The 18,923-nt window shown below is 69.5% G+C and carries 20 protein-coding genes; 18 read left to right on the plus strand and 2 right to left on the minus strand.

Annotated elements, in window-relative coordinates; genetic code table 11:
* Positions 1 to 92 precede the first annotated feature (92 nt).
* The gene (locus ACFWHT_RS14865; protein ID WP_378829935.1) at positions 93 to 1,043 is read left to right on the plus strand and encodes a methylenetetrahydrofolate reductase; all 951 of its coding nucleotides are present in this window, start codon (positions 93 to 95) and stop codon (positions 1,041 to 1,043) included.
* Positions 1,040 to 3,352, plus strand: coding sequence for a 5-methyltetrahydropteroyltriglutamate--homocysteine S-methyltransferase (metE, locus tag ACFWHT_RS14870; RefSeq protein WP_378829937.1), 2,313 nt, complete (start codon positions 1,040 to 1,042; stop codon positions 3,350 to 3,352). The genes ACFWHT_RS14865 and metE overlap by 4 nt, the downstream gene beginning before the upstream one ends.
* Positions 3,353 to 3,445: 93 nt before the next feature.
* On the opposite strand, the gene lexA is transcribed toward metE, so the two are convergent.
* Positions 3,446 to 4,132: a transcriptional repressor LexA gene (gene lexA / locus ACFWHT_RS14875; RefSeq protein ID WP_378829940.1), complete on the minus strand. Its 687-nt coding sequence runs from the start codon at positions 4,130 to 4,132 to the stop codon at positions 3,446 to 3,448.
* A gap of 311 nt (positions 4,133 to 4,443) precedes the next feature.
* Between lexA and ACFWHT_RS14880 the strand changes: the two genes are divergently transcribed.
* From ACFWHT_RS14880 to ACFWHT_RS14905, 6 genes are all read left to right on the plus strand, one after another.
* On the plus strand, positions 4,444 to 4,830 hold the full coding sequence (locus ACFWHT_RS14880; protein WP_378829941.1) for a LysM peptidoglycan-binding domain-containing protein: 387 nt from the start codon (positions 4,444 to 4,446) through the stop codon (positions 4,828 to 4,830).
* A 42-nt stretch (positions 4,831 to 4,872) separates the two neighbouring features.
* Positions 4,873 to 5,964 carry a histidinol-phosphate transaminase gene (locus ACFWHT_RS14885; RefSeq protein ID WP_378829943.1) on the plus strand — a complete coding sequence of 364 codons (1,092 nt, stop codon included), beginning with the start codon at positions 4,873 to 4,875 and terminating at the stop codon, positions 5,962 to 5,964.
* A complete protein-coding gene (gene hisB, locus ACFWHT_RS14890) occupies positions 5,961 to 6,584 on the plus strand; it encodes an imidazoleglycerol-phosphate dehydratase HisB (protein ID WP_378829946.1) in 624 nt (207 codons plus the stop codon). The genes ACFWHT_RS14885 and hisB overlap by 4 nt, the downstream gene beginning before the upstream one ends.
* Positions 6,581 to 7,219: an imidazole glycerol phosphate synthase subunit HisH gene (gene hisH, locus ACFWHT_RS14895; RefSeq protein ID WP_378829948.1), complete on the plus strand. Its 639-nt coding sequence runs from the start codon at positions 6,581 to 6,583 to the stop codon at positions 7,217 to 7,219. The genes hisB and hisH overlap by 4 nt, the downstream gene beginning before the upstream one ends.
* Positions 7,220 to 7,338: 119 nt before the next feature.
* On the plus strand, positions 7,339 to 8,085 hold the full coding sequence (gene priA / locus ACFWHT_RS14900; RefSeq protein ID WP_378829950.1) for a bifunctional 1-(5-phosphoribosyl)-5-((5-phosphoribosylamino)methylideneamino)imidazole-4-carboxamide isomerase/phosphoribosylanthranilate isomerase PriA: 747 nt from the start codon (positions 7,339 to 7,341) through the stop codon (positions 8,083 to 8,085).
* Positions 8,069 to 8,863, plus strand: coding sequence for an SseB family protein (locus ACFWHT_RS14905; RefSeq protein WP_378829953.1), 795 nt, complete (start codon positions 8,069 to 8,071; stop codon positions 8,861 to 8,863). Before priA ends, ACFWHT_RS14905 begins: the two co-directional genes overlap by 17 nt.
* 146 nt (positions 8,864 to 9,009) lie before the next feature.
* On the opposite strand, the gene ACFWHT_RS14910 is transcribed toward ACFWHT_RS14905, so the two are convergent.
* A complete protein-coding gene (locus tag ACFWHT_RS14910; RefSeq protein ID WP_378829955.1) occupies positions 9,010 to 9,402 on the minus strand; it encodes a DUF1844 domain-containing protein in 393 nt (130 codons plus the stop codon).
* 212 nt (positions 9,403 to 9,614) lie between these two features.
* Here ACFWHT_RS14910 and infC point away from each other — a divergent pair, with 212 nt between their 5' ends.
* The 10 genes from infC (at position 9,615) to pheT (ending at position 18,899) form a co-directional block, all read left to right on the plus strand.
* Positions 9,615 to 10,268, plus strand: coding sequence for a translation initiation factor IF-3 (gene infC / locus ACFWHT_RS14915; protein ID WP_378829957.1), 654 nt, complete (start codon positions 9,615 to 9,617; stop codon positions 10,266 to 10,268).
* Between the two features lie 72 nt (positions 10,269 to 10,340).
* The gene (gene rpmI, locus ACFWHT_RS14920) at positions 10,341 to 10,538 is read left to right on the plus strand and encodes a 50S ribosomal protein L35 (protein WP_378829960.1); all 198 of its coding nucleotides are present in this window, start codon (positions 10,341 to 10,343) and stop codon (positions 10,536 to 10,538) included.
* A gap of 35 nt (positions 10,539 to 10,573) precedes the next feature.
* Positions 10,574 to 10,960: a 50S ribosomal protein L20 gene (rplT, locus tag ACFWHT_RS14925; protein ID WP_378829962.1), complete on the plus strand. Its 387-nt coding sequence runs from the start codon at positions 10,574 to 10,576 to the stop codon at positions 10,958 to 10,960.
* A gap of 76 nt (positions 10,961 to 11,036) precedes the next feature.
* Positions 11,037 to 11,843 (plus strand): TrmH family RNA methyltransferase, encoded by an 807-nt coding sequence (locus tag ACFWHT_RS14930; protein WP_378829963.1) that lies wholly within the window; start codon positions 11,037 to 11,039, stop codon positions 11,841 to 11,843.
* 72 nt (positions 11,844 to 11,915) lie between these two features.
* Complete coding sequence (locus ACFWHT_RS14935) at positions 11,916 to 12,665, plus strand: amino acid ABC transporter ATP-binding protein (RefSeq protein WP_378829965.1); 750 nt, start codon at positions 11,916 to 11,918, stop codon at positions 12,663 to 12,665.
* A 34-nt stretch (positions 12,666 to 12,699) separates the two neighbouring features.
* Complete coding sequence (locus ACFWHT_RS14940; protein WP_378829968.1) at positions 12,700 to 13,620, plus strand: glutamate ABC transporter substrate-binding protein; 921 nt, start codon at positions 12,700 to 12,702, stop codon at positions 13,618 to 13,620.
* Between the two features lie 57 nt (positions 13,621 to 13,677).
* Positions 13,678 to 14,334, plus strand: coding sequence for an amino acid ABC transporter permease (locus ACFWHT_RS14945; RefSeq protein WP_378829970.1), 657 nt, complete (start codon positions 13,678 to 13,680; stop codon positions 14,332 to 14,334).
* Positions 14,331 to 15,269, plus strand: a complete 939-nt coding sequence (locus ACFWHT_RS14950; RefSeq protein WP_378829973.1) for an amino acid ABC transporter permease — start codon at positions 14,331 to 14,333, stop codon at positions 15,267 to 15,269. The genes ACFWHT_RS14945 and ACFWHT_RS14950 overlap by 4 nt, the downstream gene beginning before the upstream one ends.
* Positions 15,270 to 15,345: 76 nt before the next feature.
* Positions 15,346 to 16,395 (plus strand): phenylalanine--tRNA ligase subunit alpha, encoded by a 1,050-nt coding sequence (gene pheS / locus ACFWHT_RS14955; protein WP_378829975.1) that lies wholly within the window; start codon positions 15,346 to 15,348, stop codon positions 16,393 to 16,395.
* Positions 16,395 to 18,899, plus strand: coding sequence for a phenylalanine--tRNA ligase subunit beta (pheT, locus tag ACFWHT_RS14960; RefSeq protein WP_378829977.1), 2,505 nt, complete (start codon positions 16,395 to 16,397; stop codon positions 18,897 to 18,899). The genes pheS and pheT overlap by 1 nt, the downstream gene beginning before the upstream one ends.
* Positions 18,900 to 18,923: the final 24 nt, after the last annotated feature.

The following is an 18,923-nucleotide window of genomic DNA, read 5'->3' on the forward strand; positions in this document are numbered from 1 at the left end:
TCGACACACGGCGTCACACAGTGTGCGCCCGGCCCTGAGCGCGTTCTACCGTGCTGAGACACCACCCGTGCGCCCGTCAGTGAGGAGAAGACATGAGCCAGGTGCCCTTCTCCTTCGAGCTCTACCCGCCCCGCTCGGCCGAGAGCACCCGCGCGCTGCACGACACCATCGACCGGCTCGCCGCTGCGGGGCCGGATTTCCTCTCCGTGACGTACGGCGCCGGCGGATCCACAGGCGGACGCTCTCTCGACGTGCTGCGCTACATCCGAAACCGCACGGCCGTGGAGCCGTTGGCGCATCTCACCTGCGTGGGCAACACCTACGCGGGGGCTGCACGGCTGATCCGGGAGTTCCTCGATGCGGGCATCCTCAGCTTCCTCGCCCTGCGCGGCGACCCGCCCGCGGGGCACGACGAGGCCGAGCCCTTCCTCGGCGATCTGGAGAGCTCCGCGCAGCTCGTCCAGCTGATCGACCGCGTCCAGGCGGAGCGCGCCCCCTACGAGGAGTCTCCGGTGCCCGGCAATCCGGGAGCCGTGCGGGTGGCCCCTCGGCGCAAGGTGAGCATCGCCGTCGCGGCGTTCCCCAACGGACATCCCCGCTCCGCCTACAGCAGCCAGCACGTCGACGCCCTGCTGGCCAAGGAGGCCGCCGGGGCGACTCTCGCGATCACCCAGCTCTTCTTCCACCCCGACCACTATCTGGCCTTCGTCGAACGGGCGCGGCGGGCGGGTGTGACCATCCCCATCCTTCCCGGCATCATGCCCATCACCTCGCCCGCGCGTCTGGCGCGCGTCCTCGAGCTCACCGGCGAGGAGCTTCCGGGCGAGCTCTCGATCGCGCTCGAGGTCGAGCCGACCGTCGAGGGCCGCCGGCGGATCGGCGTCGAATGGGCGGCCGGGCTCGCGCGAGACGTCGTCGCGGGCGGCGCTCCCGGCGTCCACCTCTACGCGTTCAATCAGCACGAGACCGTGCTGGACGTGCTCGCTCAGGCCGGCCTCGTGCCCGAACCGCAGCTCTCCCGCCCATCGAAAGGAACCTCATGACCGCTTTCCCCGCCGGGACGATCCTCGGCTATCCCCGGATCGGACGCCGCCGCGAGCTGAAGAGGGCCGTCGAGGCGTTCTGGGCCGGTCGCATCGACGAGAACGCGCTCGAGACGGCCGCCGCAGAGCTGCGTGCGGAGAACAGGGAGCGGCTCGCCGGTCTCGGGCTCGGACGCGATGACTCGTCGATCCCCGAGTCGTTCTCGTTCTACGACCAGGTGCTCGACGCGGCCGTCACGGTCGGTGCGATCCCGTCGCGCTTCGAGGACCTCCGCGAGGCGGACGGCACGATCGGGCTTCCCGCCTACTTCACGATCGCGCGAGGCGAGGGGGATCGCGCGCCACTGGAGATGACCAAGTGGTTCGATTCCAACTACCACTACCTCGTGCCCGAGATCGGGCCGGAGACGGTCTTCTCCCTCTCCAGCCATCGCCTCGCCCGCGAGGTGGGAGAGGCTGCGGCGGCGGGGCTGCGCACCCGGCCCGTCATCGTCGGGCCGGTGACACTGCTGGCCCTGGCGAAGGCGTCGGATGCCGCGCCGGAGGGCTTCGATCCGCTGTCGCGTCTCGACGACCTCGTGGCCGTCTACGTCGAGCTGCTCGCGTCCCTCAAGGCGGCGGGAGCCGACTGGGTGCAGCTCGACGAGCCGGCGCTGGTCAGCGAGTCGCTGCCCGCCTCCACCGTGCGCCTGGCGGACGCCGCACGTCGCGCACTGGCGGTCCTGGGCGGCGCGACCGAGCGCCCGGCGATCTTCGTCGCTGCTCCGTACGCGGATCTCGGCGAGGCGCTGCCGGCACTGGCCGCCGCGCCGATCGAGGCGATCGGCATCGACCTGGTGCGCGGCGCACTGCCCGCAGAACTGCCCGAACTGGGAGAGAAGACCCTGGTCGGCGGCGTCGTCGACGGACACAACATCTGGCGCGGCGATCTCGCCGGGGCCTTCGCCGAGCTGGAGGCGCTGCGCGACCTCGGCGCTCCGGCGGTCGCGGCGTCCACCTCGACGTCGCTGCTGCACGTGCCGCACGACGTCGACGACGAGGCGAAGCTGGATCGGCGCCTCGTGTCGTGGCTGGCCTTCGCCGACCAGAAGGTGGGTCAGGTCGTGACCCTGGCCCGCGGACTCGGCGAGGGCCGCGCGGGGATAGCCGCCGAGCTGGATGCCGCGACGGCGGCGCTGGACGACCGCCGCGATGCGCCCGGCGTCCGCGACGGCGCGGTGCGGGAGCGCCGGCTCGTCGAGCAGGACTTCTCGCGTGCCCCCTACCCGCAGCGCGAGAGCGCGCAGCAGGCGCTGAGCCTTCCCGCGCTGCCGCTGACGACCATCGGCTCCTTCCCGCAGACCGGAGACATCCGCCGGGCACGTGCGCAGTTCACCCGAGGCGAGCTTCCGCAGGACGACTACGAGAGCTTCCTGCGGGCCGAGATCGACCGCGTCGTCTCGCTGCAGGAGGACCTCGGGCTCGACGTGCTGGTGCATGGCGAGGCCGAGCGCAACGACATGGTGCAGTACTTCGCCGAGCACCTCGACGGCTTCGCCGTGACCGAGCACGGCTGGGTGCAGTCGTACGGATCGCGTGCGACGCGGCCCTCGATCCTGTGGGGCGACGTGTCGCGGCCGGCGCCGATCACGGTCTCGTGGGCGGAGTACGCGCAGTCGCTGAGCGTCAAGCCGGTGAAGGGGATGCTCACCGGGCCCGTCACGATCCTGGCGTGGTCGTTCGTCCGCGACGATCAGCCGCTCGCCGACACGGCGAACCAGGTGGCGCTGGCGCTGCGCGACGAGATCTCCGATCTGGAGCGGGCGGGGATCGCGATCATCCAGGTCGACGAGCCGGCGCTGCGCGAACTGCTGCCGCTCAAAGCGGCCGACCAGGCCGCCTATCTGGACTGGTCGGTGCGCGCCTTCCGGCTGGCGACCGGAGGCGCGGCGGCCGCCACGCAGGTGCACACCCATCTCTGTTACTCGGAGTTCGGTGTGATCATCGACGCGATCCGCGCGCTGGACGCCGATGTCACCTCCATCGAGGCGGCGCGCAGCCGTATGGAGGTCGTCGCGGACATCGCCGCTCAGGGCTTCGATCACGGTATCGGCCCGGGCGTGTACGACATCCACTCCCCGCGCGTGCCGAGCGTGGCGGAGATCGAGTCGCTGCTGCGCCGCGCCGTGGCAGAGCTGCCGCTGCGTCAGCTGTGGGTGAACCCGGACTGCGGCCTGAAGACCCGCGGCTACGACGAGACGATCGCCTCACTGCAGAACATCGTCGAGGCCACGCACCGCGTCCGGCAGGATGTGAACGTCCCGGCCTGATCCGGAGGCGCCGGCTCCCGCCATGGCGTCCAGACCCCTCCGTGATCCAGCGACCCGGAGGGGTCTGGACGTTTCGAAGCCGTCCCGACGCGCTCAGACGGCGCGCAGCACCGCCACGACCTTGCCGAGGACGACCGCTTCGTCCCCGAGGATCGGCTCGAACGCCGAGTTGCGCGGGAGCAGCCAGGTGTGGCCGTCGCGACGGCGGAACGTCTTGACCGTCGCCTCGCCGTCGATCATCGCCGCGACGATCTCGCCGTTCTCGGCGTCGTGCTGCGTGCGCACCACGACCCAGTCGCCGTCGCAGATGGCCGCGTCGATCATCGACTCACCGCTCACCTTCAGCATGAACAGGTCGCCCTTGCCGACCAGCTGGCGGGGGAGCGGGAAGATCTCCTCGACCTGCTGATCCGCGGTGATGGGGATACCGGCGGCGATCTGACCGACCAGGGGCACGAGCGCGGCGTCGCCGACGGCCGGCGCGGTGTCGGCGGGGCTCTCGGTGCTCGTGCCCGGCAGGTCGATCAGCACCTCCATCGCGCGGGTCTTGCCCGGGTCGCGGCGCAGGTACCCGCTCAGCTCGAGCTGGCCGAGCTGATGCGTGACGCTGGAGAGCGACTTCAGTCCGACGGCGTCTCCGATCTCCCGCATGCTCGGCGGATAGCCGTGCCGGGCGATCGAGGTCTGGATGACCTCCAGGATGGCCATCTGCTTGGCGCTCAGGTTCTTTCGCCGACGGGTGCGCGGAGCATCGGATGCCGGGGTCTGGTCGTCGCTCATCGGTGCTCCTTCTGCCGTGCCGGCCCTGTCGTGAATCCGCGCCCTCGCGGACGTCCGATTCGAATGTCGGTGGCCCGTGGTGGGCTGTCCGTATCGAAACCGTATCCGAGTTTTCGCCGAGAACGGAAGATCTGTTCGAGCGTGTCGAGAACTTTCGGGCGTGGATTTCGAAGAGTTCTTGACAGATGTTCGAGTTCGAAGATACATTCGGAACGTAGCTTCGCATCCGGCGTCCCCGGCCGGATGCCGGATGCGAAAGCTGCACCAGTTCCGCCCCTCGCCTTTCGGCGGGCCGACCAGAGGAGCACCGCATGAGCACCATCAGCATCCCGACCCCCGCGCTTCTTCGCGTTCCGGCGGTTGCGGACGGCCGTTCGGCGCAGCGGACGCGTCTGCGCCTGACGGCGCGCGGTCGCCGGCTGCTGGTCGCGGTGGCGGCCGCTCCGCTCGTGGTCGGCATCGGCCTCTCGGTTCTCGCCGGCGGCTCGGCCCTGGCATCCGGCGACGAGGTGGCCGAGATCTCGTTCGAGACGGTGACCGTTCTGCCCGGCGATTCGCTCTGGTCGATCGCCACCGAGGTCGCCCCGGAAGTCGACCCGCGCGACGTGATCGACGACATCCAGCGTCTGAACAACCTCCGCAGCGGGTCGATCCAGGTGGGCGCCGAGATCGCGATCCCGGTGCAGTACTCGCGCTGACGCTGCGTCATGCGGGAAGGACCCGTACGCAGGCGCTCTACCATGGAGAAGGTGACCTCTCTCGACGAGCTTCCCCTCCGCGACGATCTGCGCGGGCTCACTCCGTATGGCGCGCCGCAGGCGCCTCTGCCGGTCGCGCTGAACGTGAACGAGAACACCCATCCGGTCCCGGATGCGGTGATCGGCGACATCCTCGACGACGTCGCCCTCGCACTCAGCGACGTCAACCGCTACCCCGATCGGGAGTTCACGGTTCTCCGTGAGGCGTTCGCCGAGTACCTCGGACACGGGCTGACGGCCGACTGGATCTGGGCGGGCAACGGCTCGAACGAGGTGCTGCAGCACATCCTGCAGGCCTTCGCGGGTCCCGGGCGCACCGTGTTCGGGTTCGCGCCCACCTACTCCATGTATCCGCTGCTGGCCCAGGGCACCGGGGCGACGTGGCTCACGGGAACGCGCGAGGACGACTACCGCATCAGCGCCGGGAGCGCGGCAGCGCAGGTGCGCGCCGCCGACCCGGACGTGGTGCTGCTCTGCTCGCCGAACAATCCGACCGGCACACCGCTCGGACTGGACGTCGTCGACGCCGTGTACGAGGCCGCTCGTGGCATCGTGATCGTCGATGAGGCGTACCACGAGTTCGCGCCGAAAGAGGCGCCCTCAGCGCTGTCGCTGCTGACCGGTCGTCCCCGGCTCGCCGTCTCCCGGACCATGAGCAAGGCGTTCGCCTTCGCCGGCGCACGTGTCGGGTACCTGGCGGCCGACCCCGCGTTCATCGACGCGCTGCGCCTCGTGCGTCTGCCGTACCACCTGAGCGCTCTCACCCAGGCGGCCGCGACCGCGGCGCTGCGCAACTCGTCGACCATGCTGAGGATGGTCGACGAGATCTCCGAGCAGCGCGACCGCATCTCGGCCACGCTCGAGGCGCTGGGCTACATCCCGCACCCGTCGTGGTCGAACTTCGTGCTGTTCGGCGGTGTCGACGATCCTCGCGCCGTCTGGCAGGCGCTCTACGACCGGGGGGTGCTCATCCGCGACATCGGCATCCCCGGCCACCTGCGTGTCACGGCCGGCACCGAGGCGGAGACCACGGCATTCCTGGAAGCACTCGCCTCGATAGGATCGGCTTCATGAACGAGCCCCGCACCACACAGGCCCCTCGAACGGCGCGGCGCACCCGCAGCACCTCCGAGTCGACGGTCGAGGTCGAGATCGATCTCGACGGCTCCGGGCGCGGCGACATCAGCACCTCGGTCCCGTTCTTCGATCACCTCCTCACGGCATTCGCGAAGCACTCGCTCACCGATCTCACGGTGCGGGCCACCGGTGACACGCACATCGACGCGCACCACACCGTGGAGGACGTGGCGATCGTGCTCGGCCAGGCCGTCCGCGAGGCGCTCGGCGACAAGGCGGGCATCGGTCGCTACGGCGACGCCCTGGTGCCGCTGGACGAGGCGCTCGCCCAGGCGGTCGTCGACATCTCCGGTCGTCCGTTCCTCGTGCACGAGGGCGAGCCCGCCGGCTTCGAGTTCCACCTCATCGGAGGGCACTTCACCGGTTCCCTGGTGCGGCACGTGTTCGAGGCGATCGCCTTCAACGCCGCGCTGACCGTGCACGTGCGAGTGCTCGGCGGGCGTGATCCGCACCACATAGCCGAGGCCGAGTTCAAGGCGTTCGCGCGCGCGTTCCGACAGGCGAAGGCGTCCGATCCGCTCGTCGAGGGCATCCCGTCGACGAAGGGCGCGCTGTGAGCCGAACGCCCCGTGTCGCGGTGTTCGACTACGAGTCGGGCAACGTCCACTCGGCGGTCAAGGCCCTGGCCGCCGCGGGAGCCGACGTCGAGCTCACCGGCGACCGCAGGGCGGCGCAGGAGGCGGACGGGCTGTTCGTCCCCGGCGTCGGTGCCTTCGCCGCCGTCACCGAGGCGCTGCGCGCCCACGGCGGCGACGAGATCATCGGCCGCCGGCTGGCGGGCGGGCGCCCCGTGCTCGGGATCTGCGTCGGGATGCAGGTGATGTTCGAACGCGGCGTCGAGCGCGGGCAGGACGTGGCGGGGCTGGGAGAGTGGCCGGGCACGGTCGCCGAGCTGGATGCGCCGGTGCTCCCGCACATGGGCTGGAACACGGTGGAGGCCGGTGAGGGGAGCGTGCTGTTCCGGGGCGTCGAGGAGGAGCGCTTCTACTTCGTGCACTCCTACGCGGCGAAGACGTGGGACCTCGAGGTCTCCGGCCGGTTCGCGCAGCCCTCGGTCACCTGGGCCACGCACGGCGAGCGCTTCCTCGCCGCGGTCGAGAACGGCCCGCTGTCGGCGACCCAGTTCCATCCCGAGAAGTCCGGAGAAGCCGGCATCCGCCTCCTGCGCAACTGGGTCGGATCGCTCGTCTGACGCGCCGACCGGACGGTCGGCCCGTCACCCCGACGCGCTCGTGTTGAACCGCGCATCCGCCCGGGCTAGTCTCGTCTCTCGTGTTCGCACGAAGCGAATCCCCCCGAACCAAGGACGTCATGAACGACTTCGCACAGTCCCCCTCGCTGATCCTCCTCCCGGCGGTCGACGTCGCCGGTGGCAAGGCGGTGCGTCTCACCCAGGGTGAGGCCGGCACCGAGACGAGCTACGGCGACCCGGTGGACGCCGCGGGGGAGTGGGTCGATCAGGGCGCCCAGTGGATCCACCTCGTCGACCTCGACGCGGCATTCGGACGCGGGAGCAATGCGGGCATCCTGCGCAAGGTCATCAAGCAGTACCGCGGCGTGAACATCGAGCTCTCCGGGGGCATCCGCGACGACGCCAGCCTGGAGGCGGCGCTGGAGTCCGGTGCCAACCGCATCAACCTCGGCACCGCCGCGCTCGAGAACCCCGAGTGGGCCGCCGACGTCATCAGCCGCTACGGCGAGGCCGTCGCCGTCGGGCTCGACGTGCGCGGCACGACTCTCGCCGCGCGGGGGTGGACCGAAGAGGGCGGCGACATCTGGGAGGTGCTCGAGCGTCTCGAGGAGGCCGGCTGCAGCCGCTACGTCGTCACGGACGTCACGAAGGACGGCACGCTGCGCGGCCCCAACCTCGATCTGCTGCGCGAGATCACCTCGCGCACGCCGAAGCCCGTGATCGCCTCGGGCGGGGTCGCGAGCCTCGACGACATCGCGGCGCTGCGCGAGCTGGTGCCGCTCGGCGTCGAGGGCGCCATCGTCGGCAAGGCCCTGTACGCCGGCCAGTTCACCCTGGCCGAGGCGCTGGATGTCGCCGGTTTCTGACGACGCCTGCGAGCACGGGGCGAATCGATCCGACTCCGCCGGCGTCCCATGGGCCGGCCGGAGCTTCGAGCCGAACGCGCGCGCCGCGGATGACGGCTCCGCTGACCCCACGCTGCTGGACGCGCTGCTGCGCTTCCGCGCCGGCACCGCAACGCAGGCGGAGGTCGTCGACGCGTTCCGGCCCGCACGCGTGCTGATCCCGTTGGTCGCCGAGAAGGGCGACGAGGGCACAGGGCCCACCGGCCTGAAGGTCGACAAGACGCAGGAGCTGTCGATCGTCACGGTCGCTGGACCCGACGGGCGCCGGGTCCAGCCCGCGTTCTCCTCGGTCGACACCATGCGCCGGTGGGATGCCCGGGCTCGTCCCATCCCGGTCGAGGCCGTCCACGTGGCGTTGTCGGCCGCCGGCGAGGAGACCGACCTGATCGTGCTGGATCCCGCATCCGACACCGAGTTCGTGTTCCGCCGGCCCGCTGTGTGGGCGATCGCGCAGGGCCAGCCCTGGGAGCCGAGCTTCCTCTCGCCCGAGGTCTTCACGGCGCTGCGCGAGAGCATCGCGCACGAGCTGGCCGTGATCGACGTGTCGGTCGCACCGGGCGACCCGGATGCCCGCATGCGCGGCCCCGAGCTGATCGTCACGCTCGAGCTGATCGACGGGCTCGATCGCGAGACGCTGGACGCGGTGCTCGCGCGTCTCGCACAGCGTTGGGCCTCGGACGACCGGATGGCCGTGCTCGTCGACTCGCTGACGGTGAAGCTGACCCGTTCCGCCGGCTGAGACCTGGCGCGCTGGGGCGCCATCCGCTCGGTGAGCACGTGCCGCGGAATTGCGCGCCTCCAGCGGACCGATGGCGCGGAATCATCCGCGCGAAGCGCACATCTCCGCGCGAAGAGTTCGCGGGAGGGCGAAAGAAGCGGTGGATCTCAGGTGACCGGGCCGGTCCACTTCTCGCCGGGACCCTTGCCGATCGGATCGGGGATCGGCGATGCCTCGCGGAAGGCGAGCTGCAGGGAGCGCAGCCCGTCGCGCAGCGACCGGGCGTGCATGTCGCTGATCTCGGGCGCTCCGGCGGTGATCAGGCCGGCGAGGGCGTTGATCAGCTTGCGAGCCTCGTCGAGGTCGAGCTGCGAGGAGGGGTCGTCGGCCAGGCCGACCTTGACGGCCGCGGCGCTCATCAGATGCACGGCGGTGGTGGTGATCACCTCCACGGCGGCGACGTCCGCGATGTCCCTGGTGGCCGCGTTGGCGGCCTCCTCCTGCTTCTCCCAGCGCTCGTGGCGCTCGTCGCCTGCGGCATCGGATCCCGGAATCGTCACTTCGTGGTGCTTTCTGGTAGACTTCTGCGGGCTTCAGAGTGTCATGCTCTGATACGAAAGAGGATTCATTCCCACCCGCGCTTGCCGTTCCAGGCTACCGGGTTCCACACCCCGCCGGACTCCGGTGGAAAGGGTGTCACAAGCCGGTGCGTCTGAATGCGTCGGCGGGTGGGGAGAACTCCGATTTCGCCCGAGAAGCAGACAGCTCCTCGGTGGCCGAAACCACGTCTAAGGAGCTCCGCATCAGCGATCCCCGTACCAATGAGCGCATCCGCGTCCCCGAGGTCCGCCTCGTCGGCCCAGCGGGTGAGCAGATCGGTGTTGTCCGCATCGAGGCAGCGCTGCGTCTGGCCCAGGAAGCAGATCTCGACCTCGTCGAGGTCGCCCCGAATTCCAAGCCGCCCGTGGTCAAGATCATGGACTACGGCAAGTTCAAGTACGAGGCTGCCCAGAAGGCGAAGGAAGCGCGTCGCAACCAGGCGAACACCATCCTCAAGGAGGTGCGGTTCCGCCTGAAGATCGAGGCGCACGACTACACGACCAAGCTCAAGCGCGCCGAGGGCTTCCTCAAGGCGGGCGACAAGGTCAAGGCCATGATCCTGTTCCGCGGTCGCGAGCAGTCGCGTCCCGAGCAGGGCGTGCGTCTGCTGCGCAAGTTCGCCGAGGACGTGGCAGAGTTCGGAACCGTCGAGTCGAACCCCACGATCGACGGCCGCAACATGGTCATGGTCGTCGCTCCCCTGAAGAACAAGTCCGAGGCCAAGGCCGAGCAGAACGCGGTCCGCACGGCCAACAAGCAGGCCGCGCGCGAGGCCAAGAGCAGCACCGGCGCAGCATCCGAGTCCACGGACGAATCCGCGGCCTGAGCCGCCCCACCAGCTCCCGCCTGTGCGGGTACCCACCGTCGCCCGCCAGGGCGCCACACGAAGGAAGAGAAGATGCCGAAGCAGAAGACCCACTCGGGTGCGAAGAAGCGCTTCAAGATCACCGGCAGCGGAAAGCTGAAGAAGCAGCAGGCCGGCATGCGCCACAACCTCGAGCACAAGTCGAGCCGCCGGACTCGTCGCCTGAACCAGGACCAGGTCCTCTCCAAGGCCGACGCCAAGGTCGCCAACAAGCTTCTCGGCCGCGGCTGACCGTCGCCCGAACGTACGAATAGGAATCCAGGAAAATGGCAAGAGTCAAGCGCGCGGTAAACGCGCACAAGAAGCGTCGCGTCATCCTCGAGCGCGCCTCGGGCTACCGTGGCCAGCGTTCGCGCCTCTACCGCAAGGCCAAGGAGCAGGTCACCCACTCCCTCGTCTACGCGTACCGTGACCGTCGCAAGCGCAAGGGCGACTTCCGCCGCCTGTGGATCCAGCGCATCAACGCCGCCGCACGTCAGAACGGCATCACCTACAACCGCTTCATGCAGGGCCTCGGCCTCGCCGGCGTGCAGGTCGACCGTCGCATGCTGGCCGAGCTGGCCGTGACCGACGCCGCCGCGTTCGCCACCCTCGTCGAGGTCGCGAAGAACGCTCTTCCGTCGGACGTGAACGCTCCGAAGTCGGCTGCCTGATCGATCCGATCGTGAACGGGCGTCTCCCTACGGGGAGGCGCCCGTTCCGTCGTTCCCGCCACCCTAGACTGAGAGCGTGCTCGAGAACCCACGCTCGCCCCGTGTCCGCGCCGTCGCCAAGCTGACCAAGCGCAGCGCCAGGACCGAGACCGGTCTGTTCCTGCTGGAGGGGCCGCAGTCGGTGCGCGAGGCGCTGCATTACCTCCCGGATGCGATCGTCGAGCTGTTCGCCACGCCCACCGCGTGGGAGAAGCACGCCGACGTGCGCGAGCTCGCCGCCGACGGCGGCATCGAGGTCGAGTTCGTCACCGAGGACGTGCTGTCGTCGATGGCCGACACCGTCACACCCCAGGGGCTCGTCGCCGTCGCCCGGCAGACACCGACCTCGGTGCGCGACATCTTCTCGGCGTCGCCGCGCCTCGTCGCGATCTGCGAAGAGGTGCGCGACCCCGGGAACCTCGGCACCATCATCCGGGCCGCCGACGCGGCGGGAGCGGATGCCGTGGTGCTCACGGGCCGCACGGTGGACCCCTACAACCCCAAGGTCGTGCGCTCCACCACGGGGTCGCTCTTCCACCTGCCGATCTCTGTCGGCGGAGACCTCGCCGACGTCGCGTCCCGAGCCCACGCGGCGGGCCTCCAGATCCTCGCGGCCGACGTGAAGGGCGACGACCTGCTCGCGGCGCGAGCCGACGGCCTGCTCGACGAGCCCACGGCCTGGCTGTTCGGCAACGAGGCCAGGGGACTCGATGAGGATGGGCTCGCGCTCGCGGATCGCGCGCTGCGGCTGCCGATCTTCGGTAGAGCGGAATCCCTCAACCTGGCGACCGCGGCCAGCGTCTGCCTGTACGAGAGCGCCTTCGCGCAGCGCGCAGCGCGCTGATCCCGCATCACAAAACGGTAACCACGCGGGCGCCTCTTCGCACCGATGGCGGTGTACTCATAGTCTGTACGAATGGCAGAGAGCAGAGACGCCCTCGTGGTGGTCGAGAACGTTCAGAAGCACTACGGCGAGTTCCATGCCCTGAAGGACATCAACCTCACGGTCGACAAGGGCGAGGTCGTCGTGGTGATCGGCCCGTCGGGATCGGGCAAGTCCACCCTGTGTCGCACGATCAACCGGCTGGAGACGATCACCAGCGGCACGATCGCCATCGACGGCAAGCCGCTCCCCGCCGAGGGCAAGGGCCTGGCCGAGCTGCGTGCCGAGGTCGGCATGGTGTTCCAGTCGTTCAACCTTTTCGCGCACCTGACGATCCTGGAGAACGTCACGCTCGGCCCGATCAAGGTGCGAGGACTCAAGAAGGCGGATGCCGAGAAGGAGGCGATGGCTCTCCTGGAGCGCGTCGGCGTCGCCCAGCAGGCCTCGAAGCTTCCCGCGCAGCTCTCCGGCGGTCAGCAGCAGCGCGTCGCGATCGCCCGCGCTCTGGCCATGCACCCGAAGGTGATGCTCTTCGATGAGCCGACCAGCGCGCTCGACCCGGAGATGATCAACGAGGTCCTCGACGTGATGGTCGAGCTCGCCAAGGACGGCATGACGATGATCGTCGTGACCCACGAGATGGGCTTCGCCCGCAAGGCGGCGAACCGGGTGGTCTTCATGGCCGACGGCCAGATCGTCGAAGAGGCCACTCCGGAGGAGTTCTTCACGAACCCGAGGAGCGACCGTGCCAAGGACTTCCTCTCGAAGCTCCTCACCCACTGACCCTTCCCGCACCACAGCACACAAGGAGACGGATATGCGACGCACACGAGCACTCGCAGGAATCGGAATCGCGGCGGCGGCGCTGCTCGCGCTCACCGCCTGCAACAGCGGCACCCCCTCGAACCCGGGTGGTGGCGGCGACGGTGGAGACGGAGCGGGCGACAAGGCGCTGTTCGAGGTCGCCAAGGACGTCCAGCTCGACGGCAGCCCCACGTTCGACGCCATGCAGAAGCGCGGTGGACCGGTCATCGGCGTCAAGGAGGATCAGCCCAACCTCGGCTACCTCGACGCCACCACGGGCGAGCGCAGCGGCTTCGACATCGAGATCGCACGCTGGATCGCCGCATCCCTCGGCTTCGCCGAGGACGACATCACCTACAAGCCGATCGCCTCGGCCAACCGCGAGCAGGCGCTGGTGAACGGCGACATCGACTACTACGTCGGCACGTACTCGATCACCGACTCCCGCAAGGAGCAGATCGACTTCGCAGGGCCCTACTTCGTCACCGGACAGGGCTTCCTCGTCCGCGCGGACAGCGAGATGACCGAGGTCAAGGACGTCTCCGACTTCAACGGGATGACGGTCTGCTCCGCGACGGGTTCGACGCCGATCCAGAACATCAAGGACAACTTCAAGCAGATCGAGACCGCCGAGTACGACATCTACTCGCAGTGCGTCGAGGATCTGCTCAGCGGCAAGGTCGACGCGGTCACCACCGACGCGGCGATCCTCATCGGGTACGCGGCGCAGAACCCCGATGAGCTGAAGGTCCTCGACGGCCTGTTCACCGAGGAGCGCTACGGCGTCGGCGTCCCGAAGGGCGACTCGGCTCTGCAGGAGCACATCAACACGCTGTTCACCGACGGTGGCGACACCTGGCAGGCGATCTTCGACGCGACTCTCGGCCAGTCCGGGATCACCGTCGACCAGCCGGCCGTCGACCCGGTCGAGTGACCCGAAGCGGTGGGGGCCCGATCGGGTCCCCACCGCCATCTGAGAGAGGCAGGGCGCGTGGACGCCATCAGCGGCAACCTCGACCTGTGGGGGCAAGGGATCACCTTCACCCTGCTGGTGTTCTTCTTCGGCGGTGTCATCGCCCTGGTGCTGGGCACCATCGTCGGCGCCATGCGCGTCTCGCCGGTGCCCATCGCCCGGGCCGTCGGCACCGTGTACGTCACCCTGGTGAGGAACACCCCCCTCACCCTGGTGTTCTTCTTCTTCGTCTTCGGATACAGCGCCCTGGCGCTGCCCACCCTCTCCAACGTGGTCCTCGGGATCCTCGCGATCGGCACCTACACCGCGACGTACGTCGCCGAGACCCTGCGCGCCGGGATCAACACGGTTCCGGTGGGGCAGGCCGAGGCGGCTCGCGCGATCGGCCTGCCGTTCGGACAGGTGATGACACAGATCGTGCTGCCGCAGGCCTTCCGCTCGGTCGTGCCGCCGATGATGAGCGTGTTCATCGCCCTGCTGAAGAACACCACGGTGGCGGCCGGGTTCTCCATCGCCGTGCTCCCGCAGCTGCAGTCGACCATCTCGAACTCGCACACCCGCACCGGTACGCCGATGGAGGTGCTGCTGTGGGTGGCGCTCATCTTCGTCGTCCTCGTGCTGGGCCTCACCTGGGTGCAGCGCGCGCTCGAGAACCGTTGGAGGATCGCACGATGAGCTCCGTTCTCTACGACGTCCCCGGCCCCCGCGCCCGTCGTCGCAACAACATCCTCACCGTCGCGACCGTCGTCGTGGTCGTCGCGATCATCGCGTTCCTCGTCTGGCGGCTGACCCTGACCAACCAGTTCAGCGCCACGAAGTGGAATGTCTTCACGTACACCCTGGTGTGGTCCAGCATCGGGCAGATGCTCCTGAACACGCTGAAGGCGTTCGCGCTGGCGGCGGTGCTGAGCCTCGCGCTCGGGTTCGTGCTCGCGATCGGGCGGCTCTCTGATCACGCCTGGGTGCGGGTCCCGGTGACCGTCATCACGGAGTTCTTCCGCGCCGTCCCGGTGCTCGTGATGATGATGATCCTGTACTACGGTCTGCCCACGCTCGGCATCGACATGGATCCGTACTGGGCGGTCGTGCTCGCGCTGATGGTCTACAACGGATCGGTCCTCGCCGAGGCGCTGCGTGCCGGGATCGAGTCGCTGCCGAAGGGGCAGAGGGAGGCCGGGTTCGCGATCGGTCTGCGCAAGAGCGGCGTCATGATGCTCATCCTGCTGCCGCAGGCCGTGCGGGCGATGCTGCCCGTCATCGTGGCGCAGCTGGTCGTGACCATGAAGGACACCGCACTCGGCTTCCTCATCACCTACCAGGAGCTGCTGTACTACGCCAAGCTGCTCAGCTCGCAGCCCGGGCGCCCGATCCTGCAGTCCGCGCTCATCATCGGCGGCATCTACATCGCGATGTGCCTGATCCTCTCCGGCATCGCGAAGTGGCTCGAGATCCGCACGCGCCGCTCTCCGAAGCTCAAGGGCTACACCCCGGACGCCGGGGGCGGCGACCCGCGCATCCACGAGGGTTCCACGGTGACCGAGGTGATCGCCACGCAGCGCGGGGCCGGAAAGTTCGACATGGGCAACTCCGGGCCCGCCGCGGGCATCTGACCCGCCATTCGCCCCCTGCCGAAAGGCCCGTCCCCGCGACCGGGGCGGGCCTTTCTCGCCGCTAGACTCGGTTCTCGTGTCAGACTCTCCCGAAACACCCCAGATCACGCCGGAGGCGGTGGAGTCCGCCGTCGACGCCGCCCTCGCGGCGATCGCCGCCGCATCCGATTCCGCAGAGCTGAGGGCGGCACGCTCGGCACACGTCGCCGAGGGGTCGCCCCTCGCGGTGCTGAACGCGTCGATGCGGCAGGTCGCGCCCGAGCACAAGGCCGCGTTCGGCAAGCTCATCGGGCAGGGGCGGGGACGAGTCACCCAGGCGCTGGCGGCCAAAGAGGCGGAGCTGGTCGAGGTCGAGACCGCCGCCCGCCTGGAGGCCGAGCGGGTCGACATCACTGCGATCGCCTCGCGCTCGCGCGTCGGCGCCCGGCATCCGATCTCTCTCATGCAGGAGCAGATCTCGGACATCTTCGTCGGCATGGGGTGGGAGATCGCCGAGGGCCCCGAACTCGAGCACGAGTGGTTCAACTTCGACGCACTGAACTTCGACGAGGACCACCCGGCCCGCCAGGAGCAGGACACGTTCTACGTCGACCCCACGTCGCGTCACCTGGTGATGCGCACGCACACCAGTCCCGTCCAGGTGCGTTCGATGCTCGATCGTGAGCTGCCGATCTATGTGCTGTGCCCGGGACGGGTGTACCGGACCGACGAGTTCGACGCGACGCACCTGCCGGTCTTCACGCAGTTCGAGGGGCTGGTCGTCGACAAGGGCATCACGATGGCGCACCTGAAGGGCACCCTCGATCACGTCGCGAAGCAGATGTTCGGCGCCGAGGCGAAGACCCGGTTCCGCACCAACTACTTCCCGTTCACCGAGCCGTCCGCGGAGCTGGACCTGTGGCACCCGACCTTCAAGGGCGGCGCGCGCTGGATCGAGTGGGGCGGATGCGGCATGGTCAACCCCAACGTGCTGCGCGCGGCGGGCATCGACCCCGAGGTGTACAGCGGGTTCGCCTTCGGCATGGGCGTCGAGCGCGCGGTGATGTTCCGCAGCGACGTTCAGGACATGCGCGACATGGCCGAGGGCGATGTCCGCTTCAGCGAGCAGTTCGGGATGGTGGTGTGATGCGCGTTCCGCTTTCCTGGCTGCGCGAGTACGTCGATGTGGCAGCGGATGCGACACCTGCGGACGTGCTGGCGTCCTTCGTGTCGGTCGGCTTCGAAGAGGAGGACGTCCACCGTTTCGAGATCAGCGGTCCCGTCGTCGTCGGACGCGTGCTCTCGGCGGAGCCCGAGCCGCAGAAGAACGGCAAGACGATCAACTGGTGCCAGGTGGATGTGGGCGAGGTGAACGGCGGCGTGCGCGGCATCGTCTGCGGCGCGCACAACTTCGTCGCCGGCGACAAGGTCGTGGTGACGCTGCCCGGGGCCGTTCTGCCCGGCCCGTTCCCCATCGCGGCTCGCAAGACGTACGGTCACGTCTCCGACGGCATGATCGCCTCGGCACGTGAGCTGGGCCTGGGCGATGAGCACGACGGCATCATCGTGCTCTCGACGCTCGGTCTCGACCCCGAGGTCGGCGCGGATGCCATCGAGCTGCTGCACCTGAACGACTTCGCGGTCGACATCAACGTGACGCCCGACCGCGGCTACGCGTTCTCGCTGCGCGGCGTCGCCCGCGAGTACTCTCACGCCACCGGAGCCGCCTTCCGCGACCCTGCGCAGCGCGATTTCGCCGAGCTGCAGCCTGGTTCCGGTTTCTCGATCTCGGTCGACGACCGGGGCCCGATCCGCGGCAACGTCGGCGCCCGCGAGTTCGTCGCCCGCGTCGTGCGGAACGTCGACCCGGCGCGGCCGACCCCGCCGTGGATGATCGCGCGGCTGGTCCTGGCCGGCATGCGCCCGCTGGGCGTGCTGATCGACATCACCAACTACGTGATGCTCGAGCTCGGCAACCCCATCCACGGCTATGACCTCGACAAGCTGCAGGGCGGCATCGTCGTGCGCCGCGCCGAGAAGGGCGAGCGGATGACGACGCTCGACGGCCAGGACCGAGCCCTGCACGTGGAGGACCTGCTCATCACCGACGGCTCCGGCCCGATCGGCCTGGCCGGCGTCATGGGCGGCGGCACCACCGAGATGAGCGGGACCACGCGCAACGTGCTGATCGAGGCCGCGACCTTCGACCCGGTCACGATCGCCCGCTCCGCGCGACGCCACAAGCTGCCCAGCGAGGCGTCCAAGCGCTTCGAGCGCGGTGTCGACCCGCTGATCCCGTTCGTCGCCGCCCGCCGTGTGGCCGACCTGATGGTGGAGCTCGCCGGCGGCGAGCTGACCGACGAGGGCGGCGCGCTGTTCGCCGACGTCGACATCGCGGGCATCGACCTGCCCCGAGGTTTCGCACAGGGGGTGATCGGCGTCGACTACACCGACGACGAGGTGATCGGCGCGCTGGAGATGATCGGCGCCGAGGTCACGGCGACCGACGGCGGCTGGTTCGTCATCCCGCCGAGCTGGCGCCCCGACCTCACCGACAAGTGGACGCTCGTGGAGGAGGTCGCCCGCATCCACGGTCTCGACCGCATCCCGTCCGTCCTGCCGACCCCGCCCTCCGGTCGCGGCTACACTCCGCTGCAGCAGGGACGCAAGCGCGTGGCGGACGCCGTCGCCGCGGCGGGCTTCGTCGAGACGCCGGCGTTCCCGTTCGCCAACGAGGAGCAGAACGATCTGCACGGCTCGGCGAGCGGTGAGCACCTGCCCAGCATCCGCCTGGCCAACGCCCTGGACGGACAGGCCGCGTACCTGCGTCGCTCGCTGCTGCCCGGTCTGCTGCAGACCGCGCACCGCAACATCTCGCGCGGTCTGGTGGACCTGGCGATCTTCGAGACGGGACTCGTGTTCACCCCCGAGGCGGGCGTGACCTACGGCACCGACTCCGTCCCGCCGCTCGCGCAGCGTCCGAGCGATGAGACCCTGGCGCAGCTGAACGCGGCCATCCCGCCGCAGCCGCGGAACATCGCGGTGCTGCTGACCGGCCACGTCACGCCGCGCCAGCCCGGGCGTGCCGCCGAGCACGCGAGCCTGGGCGACGCCCTGCACGCCGTGCAGGTGATCGGCGTCGCGGCCGGCGTCGACATCGACGTGGCCCAGACGCAGCGCGCCGCCCTGCACCCGGGGCGCGCCGGCGCTCTGAGCGTGCGCGGCGAGGAGATCGGCTACGTCGGCGAGCTGCACCCGCGAGTCGCCGCGGATGCCGATCTGCCGGGCCGCGCCGTGGTGCTCGAGCTCGACCTCGACCGCCTGCTCACCCTTGCGGGGGAACGCGTGGTCGTGGAGTCGCTGTCGACGTACCCCGCGGCGACGCAGGACGTCTCGCTCGTCGTGGATGTCGCTGTGCCGGCGTCCGACGTGCGCGCCGCGCTGGTCGAGGGCGCGGGCGAGTTGCTCGAGTCGGCGGCGCTCGTCGACGACTACCGGGGCGAAGGCGTGGCCGAGGATTCCAAGAGTCTCACCTTCGCACTGCGCTTCCGGGCGTCCGACCGCACCTTGACCGCCGCCGAGGCCACCGAGGCCAAGCTCGCCGGAGTCGCGGTCGCGACCGACCGCTTCGGCGCCGCGATCCGCGACTGATCCGCCTGCATCGCCGCCGCATTC

Origin of the sequence: Microbacterium sp. NPDC058342 (genome assembly GCF_042723935.1) — a bacterium.
GTDB lineage: Bacteria > Actinomycetota > Actinomycetes > Actinomycetales > Microbacteriaceae > Microbacterium.

Bases quoted from the DNA above. Each gene is read 5' to 3' on its own strand.
- ACFWHT_RS14950 (WP_378829973.1), top strand. From the start codon at position 14,331: ATGAGCTCCGTTCTCTACGACGTCCCCGGCCCCCGCGCCCGTCGTCGC.
- ACFWHT_RS14885 (WP_378829943.1), top strand. From the start codon at position 4,873: ATGGAGAAGGTGACCTCTCTCGACGAGCTTCCCCTCCGCGACGATCTG.
- hisB (WP_378829946.1), top strand. From the start codon at position 5,961: ATGAACGAGCCCCGCACCACACAGGCCCCTCGAACGGCGCGGCGCACC.
- rplT (WP_378829962.1), top strand. From the start codon at position 10,574: ATGGCAAGAGTCAAGCGCGCGGTAAACGCGCACAAGAAGCGTCGCGTC.
- ACFWHT_RS14940 (WP_378829968.1), top strand. From the start codon at position 12,700: ATGCGACGCACACGAGCACTCGCAGGAATCGGAATCGCGGCGGCGGCG.
- ACFWHT_RS14880 (WP_378829941.1), top strand. From the start codon at position 4,444: ATGAGCACCATCAGCATCCCGACCCCCGCGCTTCTTCGCGTTCCGGCG.
- ACFWHT_RS14865 (WP_378829935.1), top strand. From the start codon at position 93: ATGAGCCAGGTGCCCTTCTCCTTCGAGCTCTACCCGCCCCGCTCGGCC.
- pheT (WP_378829977.1), top strand. From the start codon at position 16,395: ATGCGCGTTCCGCTTTCCTGGCTGCGCGAGTACGTCGATGTGGCAGCG.
- ACFWHT_RS14905 (WP_378829953.1), top strand. From the start codon at position 8,069: ATGTCGCCGGTTTCTGACGACGCCTGCGAGCACGGGGCGAATCGATCC.
- lexA (WP_378829940.1), bottom strand. From the start codon at position 4,132: ATGAGCGACGACCAGACCCCGGCATCCGATGCTCCGCGCACCCGTCGG.
- metE (WP_378829937.1), top strand. From the start codon at position 1,040: ATGACCGCTTTCCCCGCCGGGACGATCCTCGGCTATCCCCGGATCGGA.
- priA (WP_378829950.1), top strand. From the start codon at position 7,339: ATGAACGACTTCGCACAGTCCCCCTCGCTGATCCTCCTCCCGGCGGTC.
- rpmI (WP_378829960.1), top strand. From the start codon at position 10,341: ATGCCGAAGCAGAAGACCCACTCGGGTGCGAAGAAGCGCTTCAAGATC.
- ACFWHT_RS14935 (WP_378829965.1), top strand. From the start codon at position 11,916: ATGGCAGAGAGCAGAGACGCCCTCGTGGTGGTCGAGAACGTTCAGAAG.